Origin of the sequence: Leclercia barmai, from assembly GCF_049312895.1 — a bacterium.
In the GTDB taxonomy this organism is placed as follows: Bacteria; Pseudomonadota; Gammaproteobacteria; order Enterobacterales; family Enterobacteriaceae; genus Enterobacter; species Enterobacter barmai.
Window position 1 is genome coordinate 59,103 of the sequence record NZ_JBMNWZ010000003.1, and the last position, 14,649, is coordinate 73,751.

Annotated in this window: 16 protein-coding genes; 11 read left to right on the top strand and 5 right to left on the bottom strand. The window is 56.8% G+C overall.

Going from position 1 to position 14,649, the window contains the following annotated elements:
• Positions 1 to 24: 24 nt before the first annotated feature.
• The 9 genes from thpR to panD all read left to right on the top strand — a co-directional run bounded on the left by thpR (position 25) and on the right by panD (position 7,038).
• Positions 25 to 555 (top strand): RNA 2',3'-cyclic phosphodiesterase, encoded by a 531-nt coding sequence (gene thpR, locus ACOYA6_RS12975; protein ID WP_138370456.1) that lies wholly within the window; start codon positions 25 to 27, stop codon positions 553 to 555.
• Between the two features lie 12 nt (positions 556 to 567).
• Entirely contained in the window at positions 568 to 1,272 is a 705-nt protein-coding gene (sfsA, locus tag ACOYA6_RS12980) for a DNA/RNA nuclease SfsA (RefSeq protein ID WP_039030329.1), read from the top strand.
• Positions 1,273 to 1,449: 177 nt separating this feature from the next.
• Positions 1,450 to 1,905 (top strand): RNA polymerase-binding protein DksA, encoded by a 456-nt coding sequence (dksA, locus tag ACOYA6_RS12985; protein ID WP_012016093.1) that lies wholly within the window; start codon positions 1,450 to 1,452, stop codon positions 1,903 to 1,905.
• A 69-nt stretch (positions 1,906 to 1,974) separates the two neighbouring features.
• The gene (gene gluQRS / locus ACOYA6_RS12990) at positions 1,975 to 2,865 is read left to right on the top strand and encodes a tRNA glutamyl-Q(34) synthetase GluQRS (protein ID WP_422654972.1); all 891 of its coding nucleotides are present in this window, start codon (positions 1,975 to 1,977) and stop codon (positions 2,863 to 2,865) included.
• Positions 2,866 to 2,918: 53 nt separating this feature from the next.
• Positions 2,919 to 4,316, top strand: coding sequence for a polynucleotide adenylyltransferase PcnB (gene pcnB, locus ACOYA6_RS12995; protein ID WP_205735744.1), 1,398 nt, complete (start codon positions 2,919 to 2,921; stop codon positions 4,314 to 4,316).
• Positions 4,313 to 4,792, top strand: coding sequence for a 2-amino-4-hydroxy-6-hydroxymethyldihydropteridine diphosphokinase (folK, locus tag ACOYA6_RS13000; RefSeq protein WP_422654806.1), 480 nt, complete (start codon positions 4,313 to 4,315; stop codon positions 4,790 to 4,792). Before pcnB ends, folK begins: the two co-directional genes overlap by 4 nt.
• A gap of 122 nt (positions 4,793 to 4,914) precedes the next feature.
• The gene (gene panB / locus ACOYA6_RS13005; protein ID WP_039030332.1) at positions 4,915 to 5,706 is read left to right on the top strand and encodes a 3-methyl-2-oxobutanoate hydroxymethyltransferase; all 792 of its coding nucleotides are present in this window, start codon (positions 4,915 to 4,917) and stop codon (positions 5,704 to 5,706) included.
• An 11-nt stretch (positions 5,707 to 5,717) separates the two neighbouring features.
• A complete protein-coding gene (panC, locus tag ACOYA6_RS13010) occupies positions 5,718 to 6,572 on the top strand; it encodes a pantoate--beta-alanine ligase (protein ID WP_138370452.1) in 855 nt (284 codons plus the stop codon).
• Between the two features lie 85 nt (positions 6,573 to 6,657).
• Entirely contained in the window at positions 6,658 to 7,038 is a 381-nt protein-coding gene (gene panD / locus ACOYA6_RS13015) for an aspartate 1-decarboxylase (protein ID WP_039030334.1), read from the top strand.
• Between the two features lie 2 nt (positions 7,039 to 7,040).
• On the opposite strand, the gene ACOYA6_RS13020 is transcribed toward panD, so the two are convergent.
• From ACOYA6_RS13020 to ACOYA6_RS13035, 4 genes are all read right to left on the bottom strand, one after another.
• Positions 7,041 to 8,288, bottom strand: a complete 1,248-nt coding sequence (locus ACOYA6_RS13020) for a polysaccharide deacetylase family protein (RefSeq protein WP_422654807.1) — start codon at positions 8,286 to 8,288, stop codon at positions 7,041 to 7,043.
• A gap of 65 nt (positions 8,289 to 8,353) precedes the next feature.
• Positions 8,354 to 8,794 carry a PTS sugar transporter subunit IIA gene (locus ACOYA6_RS13025; RefSeq protein ID WP_422654808.1) on the bottom strand — a complete coding sequence of 147 codons (441 nt, stop codon included), beginning with the start codon at positions 8,792 to 8,794 and terminating at the stop codon, positions 8,354 to 8,356.
• Positions 8,795 to 8,899: 105 nt separating this feature from the next.
• Entirely contained in the window at positions 8,900 to 9,670 is a 771-nt protein-coding gene (locus ACOYA6_RS13030; protein ID WP_032616576.1) for an ABC transporter permease, read from the bottom strand.
• Positions 9,667 to 10,593 (bottom strand): ABC transporter ATP-binding protein, encoded by a 927-nt coding sequence (locus ACOYA6_RS13035; RefSeq protein ID WP_039030337.1) that lies wholly within the window; start codon positions 10,591 to 10,593, stop codon positions 9,667 to 9,669. The genes ACOYA6_RS13030 and ACOYA6_RS13035 overlap by 4 nt, the downstream gene beginning before the upstream one ends.
• Before the next feature lie 107 nt (positions 10,594 to 10,700).
• Between ACOYA6_RS13035 and can the strand changes: the two genes are divergently transcribed.
• Positions 10,701 to 11,363, top strand: coding sequence for a carbonate dehydratase (gene can, locus ACOYA6_RS13040; RefSeq protein ID WP_039030338.1), 663 nt, complete (start codon positions 10,701 to 10,703; stop codon positions 11,361 to 11,363).
• 89 nt (positions 11,364 to 11,452) lie between these two features.
• On the opposite strand, the gene hpt is transcribed toward can, so the two are convergent.
• Entirely contained in the window at positions 11,453 to 11,989 is a 537-nt protein-coding gene (gene hpt, locus ACOYA6_RS13045) for a hypoxanthine phosphoribosyltransferase (RefSeq protein WP_138370449.1), read from the bottom strand.
• A gap of 205 nt (positions 11,990 to 12,194) precedes the next feature.
• On the opposite strand from hpt, the gene ACOYA6_RS13050 reads away from it, so the two are divergent.
• A complete protein-coding gene (locus ACOYA6_RS13050; protein WP_138370448.1) occupies positions 12,195 to 14,585 on the top strand; it encodes a glucose/quinate/shikimate family membrane-bound PQQ-dependent dehydrogenase in 2,391 nt (796 codons plus the stop codon).
• Positions 14,586 to 14,649: the final 64 nt, after the last annotated feature.

Genomic DNA, 14,649 nt, shown 5'->3' on the forward strand with positions numbered 1-14,649 from the left:
ACAATTCATTACCGAGTACCCCGTATGTCCGAGTCAAAAAGGTTGTTCTTTGCCATTGAAATGCCTGCCCCGATCCAGCGGCAGATCGTCCGCTGGCGCGCCGACCATTTTGCGCCGGAAGCGGGCCGCCCGGTGGCTGCCGCCAACCTGCACCTGACGCTGGCGTTTTTAGGGGATGTCAGCCCTGAAAAGCAGCAGGCGCTGGCGGCGATGGCCGGACGCATCCGCCAGCCGGGATTTACCCTGACCCTGGACGATGCCGGACAGTGGCTGCGCTCCCGGGTAGTGTGGCTGGGAACCCGCCAGCCGCCGCGGGGGCTATTGCAGCTGGCCAACATGCTGCGGGCCCAGGCGGCGCGCAGCGGCTGCTATCAGAGCCCGCAGCCCTTTCATCCGCATATCACGTTACTGCGCGACGCCAGCCATGCCGTCGCCATTCCGCCGCCGGGTTTTCAGTGGACGTTTCCGGTGAAGGAATTTGTCCTCTATGAGAGCCGTTTTGCCGGCGGGCGCACGCGCTATACGCCGCTTCAGCGCTGGACGCTGACCGAATAACAAGGAATCTGCATGCAGTTTACCCCTGCCCTACAACCCGCCACGCTGGTGCAACGCTATAAACGTTTTCTGGCCGATGTGGTGACACCTGAGGGCGTTGCCCTGACGCTGCACTGTCCCAATACCGGGGCGATGACCGGCTGCGCCACGCCGGGCGACACGGTGTGGTACTCCACCTCCACCAATATCAAGCGCAAATACCCGTACACCTGGGAAATAACCCAGACCGCCGACGGAGAATATATTTGCGTAAATACGCTGCGGGCAAACCAGTTGGTCAAAGAAGCGATTAGTCTGGATTTAATTCCTGAGCTGTGCGGCTATAAGACCCTAAAAAGCGAAGTGAAATATGGCAGCGAAAGCAGCAGAATTGACTTTATGTTGCAGGCAGACGATCGCCCCGAGTGCTATATTGAAGTGAAATCAGTGACGTTAGCTGAAAAGGACAATGGCTATTTTCCGGATGCGGTGACGCTGCGAGGGCAGAAGCACCTCCGGGAGCTCATAAGTGTAGCGGCGGCGGGCAAACGCGCCGTGCTGTTGTTTGCGGTTTTACATAGCGCAATTGCACGCTTTTCACCTGCCCGCCATATTGACCCTAAGTACGCGCAACTGTTGAATGAGGCACAAAAGCAGGGGGTGGAGGTTTTGGCTTATAAAGCGGAACTTTCTGCCGATAATATGACTCTGAGATCCGCTCTTCCCGTCTCGTTATAAAGGGGGCTGAGCGTTGGCTAATAAGTATTCTGGTCGTGTGCGCAAATACGCTTTTCCTCACAGGCTTGTCAAGTGTTACGTTTAGATAATTGCCATCTGGAAAAGCATCTGCTATTTATAGCGGCCTGATTTTTCCCCCAACACGGGGATCGATAGTGCGTGTTAAGGAGAAGCAACATGCAAGAAGGGCAAAACCGTAAAACATCGTCCCTGAGTATTCTCGCCATCGCTGGGGTGGAGCCGTATCAAGAGAAGCCGGGCGAAGAGTATATGAACGAAGCCCAGCTGTCGCACTTCAAGCGAATTCTTGAAGCATGGCGTAATCAACTCAGGGATGAAGTCGATCGCACCGTTACACATATGCAGGACGAAGCCGCTAACTTCCCGGATCCGGTAGACCGTGCCGCCCAGGAAGAGGAGTTCAGCCTCGAACTGCGTAACCGTGACCGCGAACGCAAACTGATTAAGAAGATTGAGAAGACGCTGAAAAAAGTCGAAGACGAAGATTTCGGCTTCTGCGAGTCCTGCGGTGTCGAAATCGGCATTCGTCGTCTGGAAGCCCGTCCAACAGCCGACCTGTGCATCGACTGCAAAACGCTGGCAGAAATCCGCGAAAAACAGATGGCCGGTTAATTCCAGCCCTGTCATAACGCTATCACAGGCGGGAGTCCTCTCCCGCCTGATTACTTTCTGCGCTGTGTAATTATGCCTGCTGACTATATTGGGCGCTTCGCGCCATCCCCTTCTGGCGAACTGCATTTTGGCTCGCTCATTGCCGCGCTTGGCAGCTATCTGCAAGCCCGTTCCCGACAGGGTATCTGGCGTGTGCGAATTGAAGATATCGACCCTCCTCGTGAAGTTCCCGGTGCAGCAGAGACCATTCTGCGTCAGCTGGAACATTACGGCCTGCACTGGGACGGCGACGTGCTGTGGCAGTCCCAACGGCACGACGCCTATCGCGAACGCCTTGCCTGGCTGCACGCCCAGGGTCTCTCGTATTACTGCACCTGTACCCGAGCCCGCATTCAGAGCGTCGGGGGCGTCTATGACGGCCACTGCCGCACGCTGCATCACGGCCCGGAAAACGCGGCGGTGAGAGTGGTGCAGGAGCATCCGGTGACCCGCTTTACCGATCGCTTACAGGGTGAACTCCACGCCGATGCGCGCCTGGCGGGAGAAGATTTTATTATCCACCGGCGGGACGGGCTGTTTGCCTATAACCTGGCGGTCGTGGTGGATGACCATTTCCAGGGGGTGACCGAAATTGTTCGCGGGGCGGATCTGATTGAACCTACCGTGCGGCAGATTTCGCTCTACCAGCTGTTTGGCTGGCCGGTTCCTGACTATATTCATCTGCCGCTGGTGGTGAATGAAAAAGGGATGAAACTCTCGAAACAGAATCATGCCCCCCCATTACCGACCGGCGATCCTCGCCCTGTTCTTATCAATGCTTTACAATTTCTAAACCAGGATGTAACAAATGAGTGGCAGGATCTGCGCACCGACGAATTGCTGGAAAAAGCGGTCTCCCGCTGGTCGCTAAATAGCGTGCCGAAAATCCAGCATTCTCAAATGCGTCTCGCTGAGCTATGATTAGCCGCTATTTTTTGTCCTGAATTCTGAAACACACACTACCGAGGTGTACTATTTTTACCCGAGTCGCTAATTTTTGCCGTAAGGTGCTGAGCCGCGATGAGAGCATGGCGGACGACGTCATTGTTCAAAATACGATGTCGGTTATTCCGCGCGAGCAGCATGCTATTTCCCGCAAAGATATCAGTGAAAACGCCCTGAAGGTCCTTTATCGTCTGAATAAAGCTGGCTATGAGGCGTATCTCGTTGGTGGCGGGGTGCGTGACTTACTGTTAGGCAAAAAGCCAAAAGATTTTGACGTGACCACCAGCGCCACGCCTGAGCAGGTGCGCAAATTATTCCGCAACTGCCGTCTGGTTGGCCGCCGCTTCCGTCTTGCCCACGTCATGTTTGGGCCGGAGATCATCGAAGTGGCCACCTTCCGTGGTCATCACGAAGGCACCCCATCAGACCGTACGACCTCTCAACAGGGTCAGAACGGCATGCTGCTGCGTGACAACATCTTTGGTTCTATCGAAGAAGATGCCCAGCGTCGCGATTTCACCATCAACAGCCTTTATTACAGCGTGGCTGACTTTACCGTCCGCGATTTCGTCGGTGGCGTACCGGATCTGAAAGCCGGCGTGATCCGCCTGATCGGCAACCCGGAGACGCGCTACCGTGAAGATCCGGTGCGTATGCTGCGTGCCGTGCGGTTCGCCGCCAAGCTGGATATGCGCATCAGCCCTGAGACCGCCGAGCCGATCCCGCGCCTGGCAACGCTGATCAACGATGTGCCTCCGGCGCGTCTGTTTGAAGAGGCGCTGAAGCTGCTGCAGGCGGGCCACGGTTTTGCCACCTATCAGCTGCTGCGCGAATACAGCCTGTTCCAGCCCCTGTTCCCGACCATTACGCGCAACTTCACCGAACAAGGTGACAGCGCGATGGAACGCATCATTGACCAGGTGCTGAAGAATACCGATAACCGCATTCAGAACGATATGCGCGTTAATCCGGCGTTCCTCTTTGCGGCGATGTTCTGGTATCCGCTGCTGGAAACGGCGCAGAAGATTGCCCAGGAAAGCGGCCTTGCCTACTACGATGCCTTCGCGCTGGCCGCCAACGACGTGCTGGATGAAGCCTGCCGTTCGCTGGCGATCCCGAAACGCATTACCACGCTGGTACGTGATATCTGGCAGCTTCAGCTGCGGATGTCCCGTCGTCAGGGTAAACGCGCCTGGAAGTTAATGGAGCATCCAAAATTCCGCGCCGCTTACGATCTGATGGCCCTGCGTGCCGAAGCCGAAAACAACCGCGAGCTGCAGCTTCTGGTGCAGTGGTGGGGTGAATTCCAGGTTTCCGCCCCGCCGGCGCAGAAAGACATGCTCACCGACCTCGATGAAGAGCCAGCCCCGCGTCGTCGTCACCGTCGTCCACGCAAGCGCGCCCCACGTCGCGAAGGCGCGGCATGACGCTTGCGTATATCGCCATCGGCAGCAATCTGGCCTCTCCGCTGGAGCAGGTTAATGCTGCCGTCCAGGCGCTGGGCGACGTCCCGCAATCCCGCGTTGTCGCCCTCTCCGCCTTTTACCGCACCCCTCCGCTGGGCCCGCAGGATCAGCCCGACTACCTGAACGCCGCCATCGCGCTGGAAACGAACCTTAGCGCCGACGCGCTGCTGGACAACACCCAGCGCATCGAGCTGCAGCAGGGGCGCGTACGTAAGGAAGAGCGCTGGGGACCGCGTACTCTGGATCTCGACATCATGCTGTTTGGCGATGCGGTGATTAACACCGAACGCCTGATTGTGCCGCATTACGACATGAAAAATCGCGGCTTTATGCTCTGGCCGCTGTTTGAAATTGCCCCCGATCTGATCTTCCCTGACGGTGAAAGCCTCCGCGCCCTGCTGGCGCAGCTGAACGCCGAAAAACCGGCCCGCTGGTAACAGCAAATTTCTGCTGATTAACCACGAAATATTTGTGGTTAATCGGTTGCCTAAAATCATTGTTCCCTCGAATGTTACTGTTAGAATGCGCAAAGATTCGCTTTGGGCTATCAGGAAACAGTATGAAACCAACCACCATCGCCACCTTGCAGAAATGCAAGCAGGACAAGCAGCGCTTCGCCACCATTACGGCCTATGACTACAGCTTCGCAAAACTCTTTGCCGAAGAGGGTATCAACGTCATGCTGGTCGGCGACTCGTTAGGGATGACGGTCCAGGGACATGACTCCACCCTGCCAGTGACGGTAGACGATATTGCTTATCACACCCGGGCGGTGCGCCGCGGGGCACCGGCCTGCCTGCTGCTCGCCGATCTGCCGTTTATGGCCTACGCCACGCCGGAGCAGGCGTTTGAAAGTGCCGCCACCGTGATGCGCGCCGGGGCCAACATGGTCAAAGTGGAAGGCGGCGCCTGGCTGGTTGACACCGTCCGCATGCTGACCGAGCGCGCGGTGCCGGTCTGCGGTCATCTGGGATTAACCCCGCAGTCGGTCAATATCTTTGGCGGCTACAAGGTGCAGGGGCGCGGTGACGCCGCCCAGACGCTGTTTGATGATGCGCTGGCCTTAGAAGCCGCAGGCGCACAGCTGCTGGTGCTGGAGTGCGTGCCGGTGGCGCTGGCGAAACGCATCACCGAGGCGCTCTCTATTCCGGTGATCGGCATTGGTGCCGGTAACGTCACCGACGGCCAGATCCTGGTGATGCACGATGCGTTTGGTATTACCGGCGGGCACATCCCGAAATTTGCGAAGAATTTCCTTATCGACGCAGGCGACATGCGCGGCGCAGTCAGGCAGTATATTGCCGACGTTGAATCGGGTGTTTACCCGGGTGAAGAACACAGTTTCCAGTAAGGAGTCTTGTTGTGCTAATCATTGAAACCCTGCCGCTGCTGCGCCAGCATATTCGCCGCCTGCGCCAGGAAGGTAAACGTATCGCGCTGGTGCCTACCATGGGCAACCTGCATGACGGTCATATGAAGCTGGTGGACGAAGCCAAAGCCCGCGCCGATGTGGTGGTGGTGAGTATTTTCGTCAACCCGATGCAGTTTGACCGCGCCGACGACCTGGCCCGCTACCCGCGCACGCTGCAGGAAGATTGCGAGAAGCTGAAAAAGCATCAGGTTGATTTCGTCTTCTCCCCGGCCCCGAATGATGTCTATCCGAAGGGCACCGAAGAGACCACCTTTGTGGATGTGCCGGGCATCTCCACCATGCTCGAAGGGGCCAGCCGACCGGGTCATTTCCGCGGCGTCTCTACCATCGTCAGCAAGCTGTTTAACCTGGTGCAGCCGGATATCGCCTGCTTCGGTGAGAAAGACTTCCAGCAGCTGGCGCTGATCCGCAAGATGGTGGCCGACATGGGCTACGACATTGACATCGTTGGCGTGCCCATCGTGCGCGCCAAAGACGGCCTGGCGCTGAGCTCGCGCAACGGCTATCTGACGCCAGACCAGCGCAAAATCGCGCCGGGCCTGTACAAAGTGATGAGTGCCATGGTCGAAAAGCTGCAGCAGAAAGCGCTCAGCAGCGAAGAGATTATCGCCATTGCCGAACAAGAGCTGAATGAAAAAGGTTTCCGGGCTGATGATATTCAGATCCGCGATGCCGATACGCTGCTGGAACTGTCTGCCACCAGCAAACGCGCGGTTATCCTGGTTGCTGCGTGGCTCGGTCAGGCGCGCCTGATCGACAATACAGTCGTTGAACTGGCTCAGTAACTATTGAGCTGCTAGATAGCTAACGGATTAGTTTCCCTCCCCACTTGCGGGCAAGTGGGTTACGAAGAAGAGTAAAGGTAACATCATGATTCGCAAAATGCTGCAAGGTAAGCTTCACCGTGTGAAGGTCACTCAGGCCGATCTGCACTATGAAGGCTCCTGCGCGATCGATCAGGATTTTCTCGACGCGGCGGGTATTCTTGAAAACGAAGCCATTGATATCTGGAATGTGAGCAACGGCAATCGTTTCTCAACCTATGCTATCGCGGCAGAACGGGGCTCTAAAATCATCTCCGTGAACGGTGCGGCAGCGCACTGTGCCAACGTGGGTGACATCGTCATCATCGCGAGCTTTGTCATGATGTCCGACGAAGAAGCCCGCCGCTGGCAGCCGAAAGTCGCCTACTTCGAAGGTGACAACGAGATGAAACGCACCGCGAAAGCGATCCCTGTCCAGGTTGCCTGATCCTAACCCCGCGGCTGATTGCTGATCAGCCGCGACATGGTCTCTAAAGAATCCGTTCTGAGAACGTACAAGCGCTTCAGTAAGAACGGATTATCTCCCGGTTTCACCTTCCCTTTTACCGTCGTCACCGCCAGGTGGAAACCGGCATCATTCGCCGCTTTCACCGCGATATCGTTGTAGCCGCCAAACGGGTACGAGAGATAGAGCACGTGCGGGTTAAACTGCGCCAGCGCCCGACGGGAGTGTTTGAAATCCATCAGGATATTGTGATAGCTGCGGCTCAGCAGGATCGGATGGCGATTTGCATCCACCCGGTGCAGGAAATGGGTGTGCGACTGCACGTCAAACACATCCTGGATCTCCCGCAGCTCGGAAATGCTCATAAACTGCAGCGACTTCGGATCCCATTTCAGGGGATGGGCTTTGATCCTGGAGGAGATAATAAACGCCGTGGCGTGAAAGCCGTATTGCTTCAGGATCGGCCAGGCGTAGCGGCTGACCGATTTCAGACCGTCGTCAAAGGTGATCACCACCGCCCGGGCCGGCAGGTTCATCTTATTGCGCACGTAGCCTTCGAGCTGATACAGGCTCAACGTGGCGTACCCCTGGTCACGTAGCCAGGCCATCTGGTTGTTGAAGGCGCGGACGCTGGTGGTGGTTGAGGTATGGCGGAAACGGGTGTTCTCTTCGCCACGCAGAATATGGTGATAGGTCAGCACCGGCAGGCCGTTATCCTCCTGCGCATCCAGGCTGCTGACCCAGGCCAGGCGGTTGGCGATGCGGATCTGATACCAGGTCTGATTCAGGCGATCCTTGAGCTTGTTGAGGATCGGATAACGCAGATTGTCCGCCAGGGTGCCGAACGGGGCGCTGCCTGCGCTGGGCGCGTTGTAGACCGGAGTATCCTTCCAGGTGATCAAGTTCTGGTTGCTGAGCGGCTTGTTCAGATCGCCAAGGCTATCCTCCACCCGCTGTTTCCCCTGCACCTCGCCCAGATGCCCTTTGTCGATAAAGCCGGTGCCAAAGCCAAAGCGGAACTCATAGTAATCCGCCGACGTAGGAACGACCGCCACGATCTGCCCGGCACGCACGTTGCCCACCGTCACAACGTTGTTGCCCACCTGGGCCCAGATAGCCGCATCCTCGGTAGTTTGCATATAGCGGGCCAGAGCCCCTTGCTGGCTTAACAGACTGGCAGATGCGCCGCCGGAGATCAGCAGCAGAAGCAGGAAAAGGATGCGCGCGGACATAGTTGAAAGTTATTCAGGACGAAAATCGGACGCCATTGTAACAAAAGCGTCAGCAATACCAATGCTTAATATTTCTCCAGCCCGTGGAGCAGGACAAAGGGCGGGTTTTTCTGCTGCTGATGCCACAGGCTGCTGACGTCCGGCGCGCCGCGGGCCACGATGGTGTCGCGAAAGCCGCTGCTGTCGGTCATTTCGCGCAGGGGATACATCATCTCCAGCAGCGGCAAGCTGATGCCGGAGATCACTTCGCAGTTCTCATGCTTGTGGCTCAGTAACGCCGCCGCGCGATACGGCGCCGCGCCGGAGATATCGGTCAGAAAGATCACCCCGTCACCGCTGTCGACCTGATGCTGGGCATCGCACAGCATGCGGCTGAGCATATTACTGCTGAGGCCACGCCAGAAATTCACCACCTGGCACTGCGTCAGCGGCCCAAAGCGGACGGCGAGTTGATCCGCCATCTGCTGCGCATGTTCATCATGACACGTTATTACCCAACCCAGCATCGTCACCTCTCATCAGAAAGGGGTAGTTTAGCGGCAGGGAGAAGAATCGGAGGTGACTGTGGTCAATAAAGCAGCCCGGCCGCAGAACGCCGCCGGGCATGAGGATTAGCTGCGCAGTCCGCGTCCGCGCTGGATCAGGTTCCAGCACAGCAGGTAGAAGGCAACGATAAAGATCACCAGCACGCCAACGGTGGTCGCCAGCGGCACGTCGGAAATCCCGAGGAAGCCAAAGCGGAAGCCGCTGATCATATAGACGATCGGGTTCAGGTGTGACAACCCCTGCCAGAACGGCGGCAGCAGCGTCAGGGAGTAGAACACCCCGCCGAGATAGGTCAGCGGCGTCAGGACGAAGGTCGGGATCAGGCTGATGTCGTCAAAGGTTTTGGCGAACACCGCGTTCAGCAGGCCCGCCAGCGAGAACAGCACCGCCGTCAGCAGCAGCGTCAGGCCGACAAACAGCCAGGAGTGAACCTGGAACGGCACGAAGAACAGCGAAATGGCCGTGACCAGCACGCCGACGCAAAGCCCGCGCGCCACCCCGCCGCCGACGTAACCGGCGATAATAACATGCGTAGGCACCGGGGCCACCAGCAGCTCCTCAATGTTGCGCTGGAACTTGGCGCTGAAGAACGATGACGCCACGTTGGCGTAGGCGTTGGTGATCACCGCCATCATGATCAGGCCCGGCACGATAAACTGCATGTAGGTGAAGCCGTGCATCTCACCGATCCGCGAGCCGATCAGGTTGCCGAAGATAATAAAGTAGAGGGTCATGGTGATCACCGGCGGCACCAGGGTCTGGATCCAGATGCGCATAAAGCGGTTGATCTCTTTGGCCCAGATACTTTTCAGCGCCACCCAGTAAAGCTGCATCATGCGCGATCTCCTTGTTTCTCATGGACCAGCGAGACGAACAGCTCTTCCAGTCGGTTTGCTTTGTTACGCATACTTAATACCTGAATCCCCTGCTGGCTCAGCTGGCTGAAGACGCTGTTGATCCCCTGCTCGCGCAGCACTTCCACTTCCAGCGTTGAGGTATCCACAAGGCGGTACTGATAGCCTTCCAGCTTCGGCAGCGGGCTTTTCGCCGCCAGATCGAGAATAAAGGTTTCTGATTTCAGCTTGGAGAGCAGCGCTTTCATCGAGGTGTTTTCCACCAGCTCGCCGTGCTGAATGATGCCGATGTTACGACAAAGCATCTCAGCCTCTTCCAGATAGTGGGTGGTGAGGATGATCGTGGTGCCTTTGTCGTTCAAATCCTTCAAAAAACCCCACATCGAGCGGCGAAGTTCAATATCCACCCCGGCGGTAGGCTCATCCAGTATCAGCAGTTTTGGCTCATGCATCAGGGCGCGGGCAATCATCAGACGACGCTTCATGCCGCCGGACAGCATCCGCGCACGTTCGTTGCGTTTTTCCCACAGATCGAGCTGTTTAAGGTATTTTTCGCTGCGCTCAACCGCCTCTTTGCGCTCCACGCCGTAGTAGCCTGCCTGGTTCACCACAATCTGCTGAACGGTCTCAAACGGATTGAAGTTAAACTCCTGCGGCACCAGCCCCAGCTGGCGTTTGGCGTTGACCACGTCTTTCTCCAGGTCATAGCCAAACACGCTTACCCGGCCGGAGGTTTTATTCACCAGCGAGCTGATAATCCCGATGGTGGTGGATTTACCTGCCCCGTTAGGCCCCAGAAGCGCATAAAAATCACCGGCTTCTACTTTGAGATCTATGCCGCGCAGCGCCTGGACGCCCCCCGGATAGGTTTTTTTAAGTTGCTCAAGCTCAAGTGCAATCGCCATGAATTAAACTTACCTATAGTTCTGACACACGTTGTGTGGTTTCATTAAAAGTCGGGTTACCCTATAGTAGCGCAACGCAATCACTCGGTTACAGGCCGTTAGCCTCCATGAATGACATAGATACACTCATCAGCAATAACGCACTATGGTCAAAGATGCTGCTGGAAGAAGATTCCGGATTTTTTGAGAAACTGTCTAAAGCGCAGAAACCCCGCTTTCTCTGGATTGGATGCTCCGACAGCCGCGTTCCGGCTGAACGTCTGACCGGCCTCGAACCTGGCGAACTGTTCGTCCACCGCAACGTTGCAAACCTGGTGATCCACACCGACCTGAACTGCCTGTCGGTGGTGCAGTATGCCGTTGATGTTCTTGAAGTGGAACACATCATTATTTGCGGTCACTACGGCTGCGGCGGCGTCCAGGCGGCGGTTGAAAACACGGAACTGGGTCTTATCGACAACTGGCTGCTGCACATTCGTGATATCTGGTTCAAACATAGCTCACTGCTGGGGCAAATGCCGCAGGAGCGTCGCCTGGATACCCTGTGCGAACTGAACGTGATGGAACAGGTCTACAACCTGGGCCACTCCACTATTATGCGCTCAGCCTGGAAACGCGGGCAGAAAGTGACGATCCACGGCTGGGCCTACGGTATTCATGATGGCCTGTTGCGGGATCTGGACGTGACCGCCACCAACCGGGAAACCCTGGAGCAGCGCTACCGTCAGGGCCTGTCCAACCTTACCCAGAAGCACGATAACCACAAATAAAAAAGCCGGGTGGCGGCTTCGCCTTACCCGGCCTACAACGGCACGTCCCGTAGGCCCGGTAAGCGGAGCGCCACCGGGCAATACCCACCTTATTCGTCCAGCAGCACCACTTTGCCGACATACGGCAGATGGCGATAGCGCTGGGCGTAGTCAATGCCGTAACCCACCACGAATTCATCCGGGATTGAGAAACCGACAAACTCCACGGGAACGTTCACCTCACGGCGGGTCGGTTTGTCCAGCAGGGTGCAAATCGCCAGCGATTTAGGGCCACGCAGGCTGAGAATTTCGCGCACTTTTGACAGGGTGTTACCGGAATCGATGATGTCTTCCACGATCAGGACATCTTTACCGCGAATGTCTTCATCCAGGTCTTTGAGAATTTTCACATCACGGGTGGTCGACATGCCGCTGCCATAGCTGGAGGCGGTCATAAAATCGACTTCATGGGATACCTGCACTTCGCGGCAGAGATCGGCCATAAACATGAAGGAACCGCGTAACAGACCCACCAGCACCATTTCGCTGCCGCTGTCTTTGTAGTGTTCGGTGATCTGACGACCGAGTTCGGCGATACGCGCTTTGATCTCCGCTTCCGGGATCATCACTTCAACAGTATGTTTCATTTTACTAACCGTATGATTTTATAACGAATTTCTCAATGCCGATGGATTCGCGTCCGGCATCGCTTCATAAGCCCTGAAGTATACCAGCAAATGAATCCTCCTGGCGCATCAGTTCATAAAAGCCAGATTTGTGATTCCGATCACACTTGTTAAAGCCTATAATTAATTGCTACTAAATAATTAACAAACTTATAGAGTGTCTTTTATGGCGGAAACAAAAATCCAACATTCACGTTTACTCGTGAGGCTAACAGCGCTGTTCGCTGCATTCTGCGGACTGTATCTGTTAATCGGCGGGGTGTGGCTGGTGGCCATTGGTGGCTCCTGGTACTACCCGGTTGCAGGCATCGTCATGCTTGGCGTGACGTTCCTTCTATGGCGCAGTAAACAATCGGCACTGTGGCTCTACGCTGCCCTGCTGCTGGCTACGATGATTTGGGGCGTATGGGAGGTCGGCTTTGACTTCTGGGCCCTGACGCCGCGTAGCGATATTCTGGTCTTCTTCGGTATCTGGCTGATCCTGCCCTTCGTCTGGCGTCGCCTGCTGGTGCGCTCCAGCGGTGCGGTTGCCGCGCTGGTGGTGGCATTGCTGATCACCGGCGGAATGCTGACCTGGGCGGGCTTTAACGATCCGCAGGAAGTGAAAGGTACCCTGAATGCGGATTCAACCCCTGCAGCGGCGATCTCTGAGGTAGCCGATGCCGACTGGCCTGCCTACGGGCGTAACCAGGAAGGTCAGCGCTACTCCCCGCTGAAACAGATTAATGCCGATAACGTGCACAATCTGAAAGAAGCCTGGGTATTCCGTACCGGCGATCTGAAACAAGCGAACGATCCGGGCGAACTGACCAACGAAGTGACCCCGATTAAAGTGGGCAACATGCTCTACCTGTGTACCGCCCACCAGCGTCTGTTCGCGCTTGATGCGGCCACCGGTAAAGAGAAATGGCACTTCGATCCGCAGCTGAAAACAAACAATCAGTTCCAGCACGTGACCTGCCGTGGCGTCTCTTATCACGAAGCACGCGCTGATAACGCCAGCCCGGAAGTTATCGCCGACTGTCCGCGTCGCATCATGCTGCCGGTGAACGACGGTCGTCTGTTTGCCCTTAACGCTGAAACCGGCAAGCTGTGCGAAACCTTTGCCAACAAAGGCGTGCTGAACCTGCAGACCAACATGCCGGATCAGACCCCGGGTCTGTATGAGCCGACTTCCCCGCCGATCATCACCGATAAAACCATCGTGATTGCCGGTTCGGTAACGGATAACTTCTCCGTTCGCGAAACCTCTGGCGTGATCCGCGGCTTTGACGTCAACACCGGTAAGCTGCTGTGGGCCTTCGATCCGGGTGCGAAAGATCCAAACGCTATCCCGTCGGATGAACACACCTTCACCTTCAACTCGCCAAACTCCTGGGCACCTGCTGCCTATGACGCGAAGCTGGACCTGGTTTATCTGCCGATGGGCGTGACCACGCCGGATATCTGGGGTGGCAACCGTACGCCGGAGCAGGAGCGTTACGCCAGCTCTGTCGTGGCCCTGAATGCGACAACCGGGAAACTGGCGTGGAGCTACCAGACCGTTCACCACGATCTGTGGGATATGGACATGCCGTCCCAGCCGACGCTGGCCGACATTACCGTTAACGGTAAAACCGTACCGGTGATCTATGCTCCGGCTAAAACCGGCAACATCTTCGTGCTGGACCGTCGTAACGGCGAGCTGGTCGTACCGGCACCGGAAAAACCGGTTCCGCAGGGTGCGGCAAAAGGCGACTACGTCACTAAAACCCAGCCGTTCTCCGATCTGAGCTTCCGTCCGAAGAAAGATCTCAGCGGGGCGGACATGTGGGGCGCCACCATGTTCGACCAGCTGGTGTGCCGCGTGATGTTCCATCAGATGCGCTATGAAGGCATCTTCACCCCGCCGTCCGAGCAGGGTACGCTGGTGTTCCCGGGTAACCTGGGGATGTTCGAATGGGGCGGTATCTCCGTTGATCCGAACCGTCAGGTGGCGATTGCCAACCCGATGGCGCTGCCGTTTGTCTCTAAACTGATCCCACGCGGCCCGGGCAACCCGATGGAACAGCCGAAAGACGCGCAGGGTACCGGGACTGAATCCGGCATTCAGCCGCAGTACGGCGTGCCGTACGGCGTAACGCTGAACCCGTTCCTGTCTCCGTTTGGCCTGCCGTGTAAACAGCCTGCCTGGGGTTATATTTCAGCGCTGGATCTGAAAACCAACCAGGTCGTCTGGAAAAAACGTATTGGTACGCCACAGGACAGCATGCCGTTCCCGATGCCGATCCCGGTGCCGTTCAATATGGGTATGCCGATGCTGGGTGGCCCAATCTCCACCGCCGGTAACGTGCTGTTCATTGGTGCGACCGCGGACAACTACCTGCGTGCATACAACATGAGCAACGGTGAAAAACTGTGGCAGGGTCGCCTGCCAGCCGGTGGACAGGCCACACCGATGACCTATGAAGTGAATGGCAAGCAGTTCGTTGTCATCTCTGCCGGTGGTCACGGTTCGTTTGGTACGAAGATGGGCGACTACATTGTTGCTTATGCGCTGCCTGACGACGCGAAGTAACTAAAAAGCCGGGTGGCGGCTACGCCTTACCCGGCCTACGGTTCGTGCACATCTTGTTTTGTAG

Coding starts and splice junctions, on each gene's coding strand:
- thpR (WP_138370456.1), top strand. CDS start 25: ATGTCCGAGTCAAAAAGGTTGTTCTTTGCCATTGAAATGCCTGCCCCG.
- sfsA (WP_039030329.1), top strand. CDS start 568: ATGCAGTTTACCCCTGCCCTACAACCCGCCACGCTGGTGCAACGCTAT.
- dksA (WP_012016093.1), top strand. CDS start 1,450: ATGCAAGAAGGGCAAAACCGTAAAACATCGTCCCTGAGTATTCTCGCC.
- folK (WP_422654806.1), top strand. CDS start 4,313: ATGACGCTTGCGTATATCGCCATCGGCAGCAATCTGGCCTCTCCGCTG.
- panB (WP_039030332.1), top strand. CDS start 4,915: ATGAAACCAACCACCATCGCCACCTTGCAGAAATGCAAGCAGGACAAG.
- panD (WP_039030334.1), top strand. CDS start 6,658: ATGATTCGCAAAATGCTGCAAGGTAAGCTTCACCGTGTGAAGGTCACT.
- ACOYA6_RS13020 (WP_422654807.1), bottom strand. CDS start 8,288: ATGTCCGCGCGCATCCTTTTCCTGCTTCTGCTGCTGATCTCCGGCGGC.
- ACOYA6_RS13025 (WP_422654808.1), bottom strand. CDS start 8,794: ATGCTGGGTTGGGTAATAACGTGTCATGATGAACATGCGCAGCAGATG.
- ACOYA6_RS13030 (WP_032616576.1), bottom strand. CDS start 9,670: ATGATGCAGCTTTACTGGGTGGCGCTGAAAAGTATCTGGGCCAAAGAG.
- ACOYA6_RS13035 (WP_039030337.1), bottom strand. CDS start 10,593: ATGGCGATTGCACTTGAGCTTGAGCAACTTAAAAAAACCTATCCGGGG.
- can (WP_039030338.1), top strand. CDS start 10,701: ATGAATGACATAGATACACTCATCAGCAATAACGCACTATGGTCAAAG.
- hpt (WP_138370449.1), bottom strand. CDS start 11,989: ATGAAACATACTGTTGAAGTGATGATCCCGGAAGCGGAGATCAAAGCG.
- ACOYA6_RS13050 (WP_138370448.1), top strand. CDS start 12,195: ATGGCGGAAACAAAAATCCAACATTCACGTTTACTCGTGAGGCTAACA.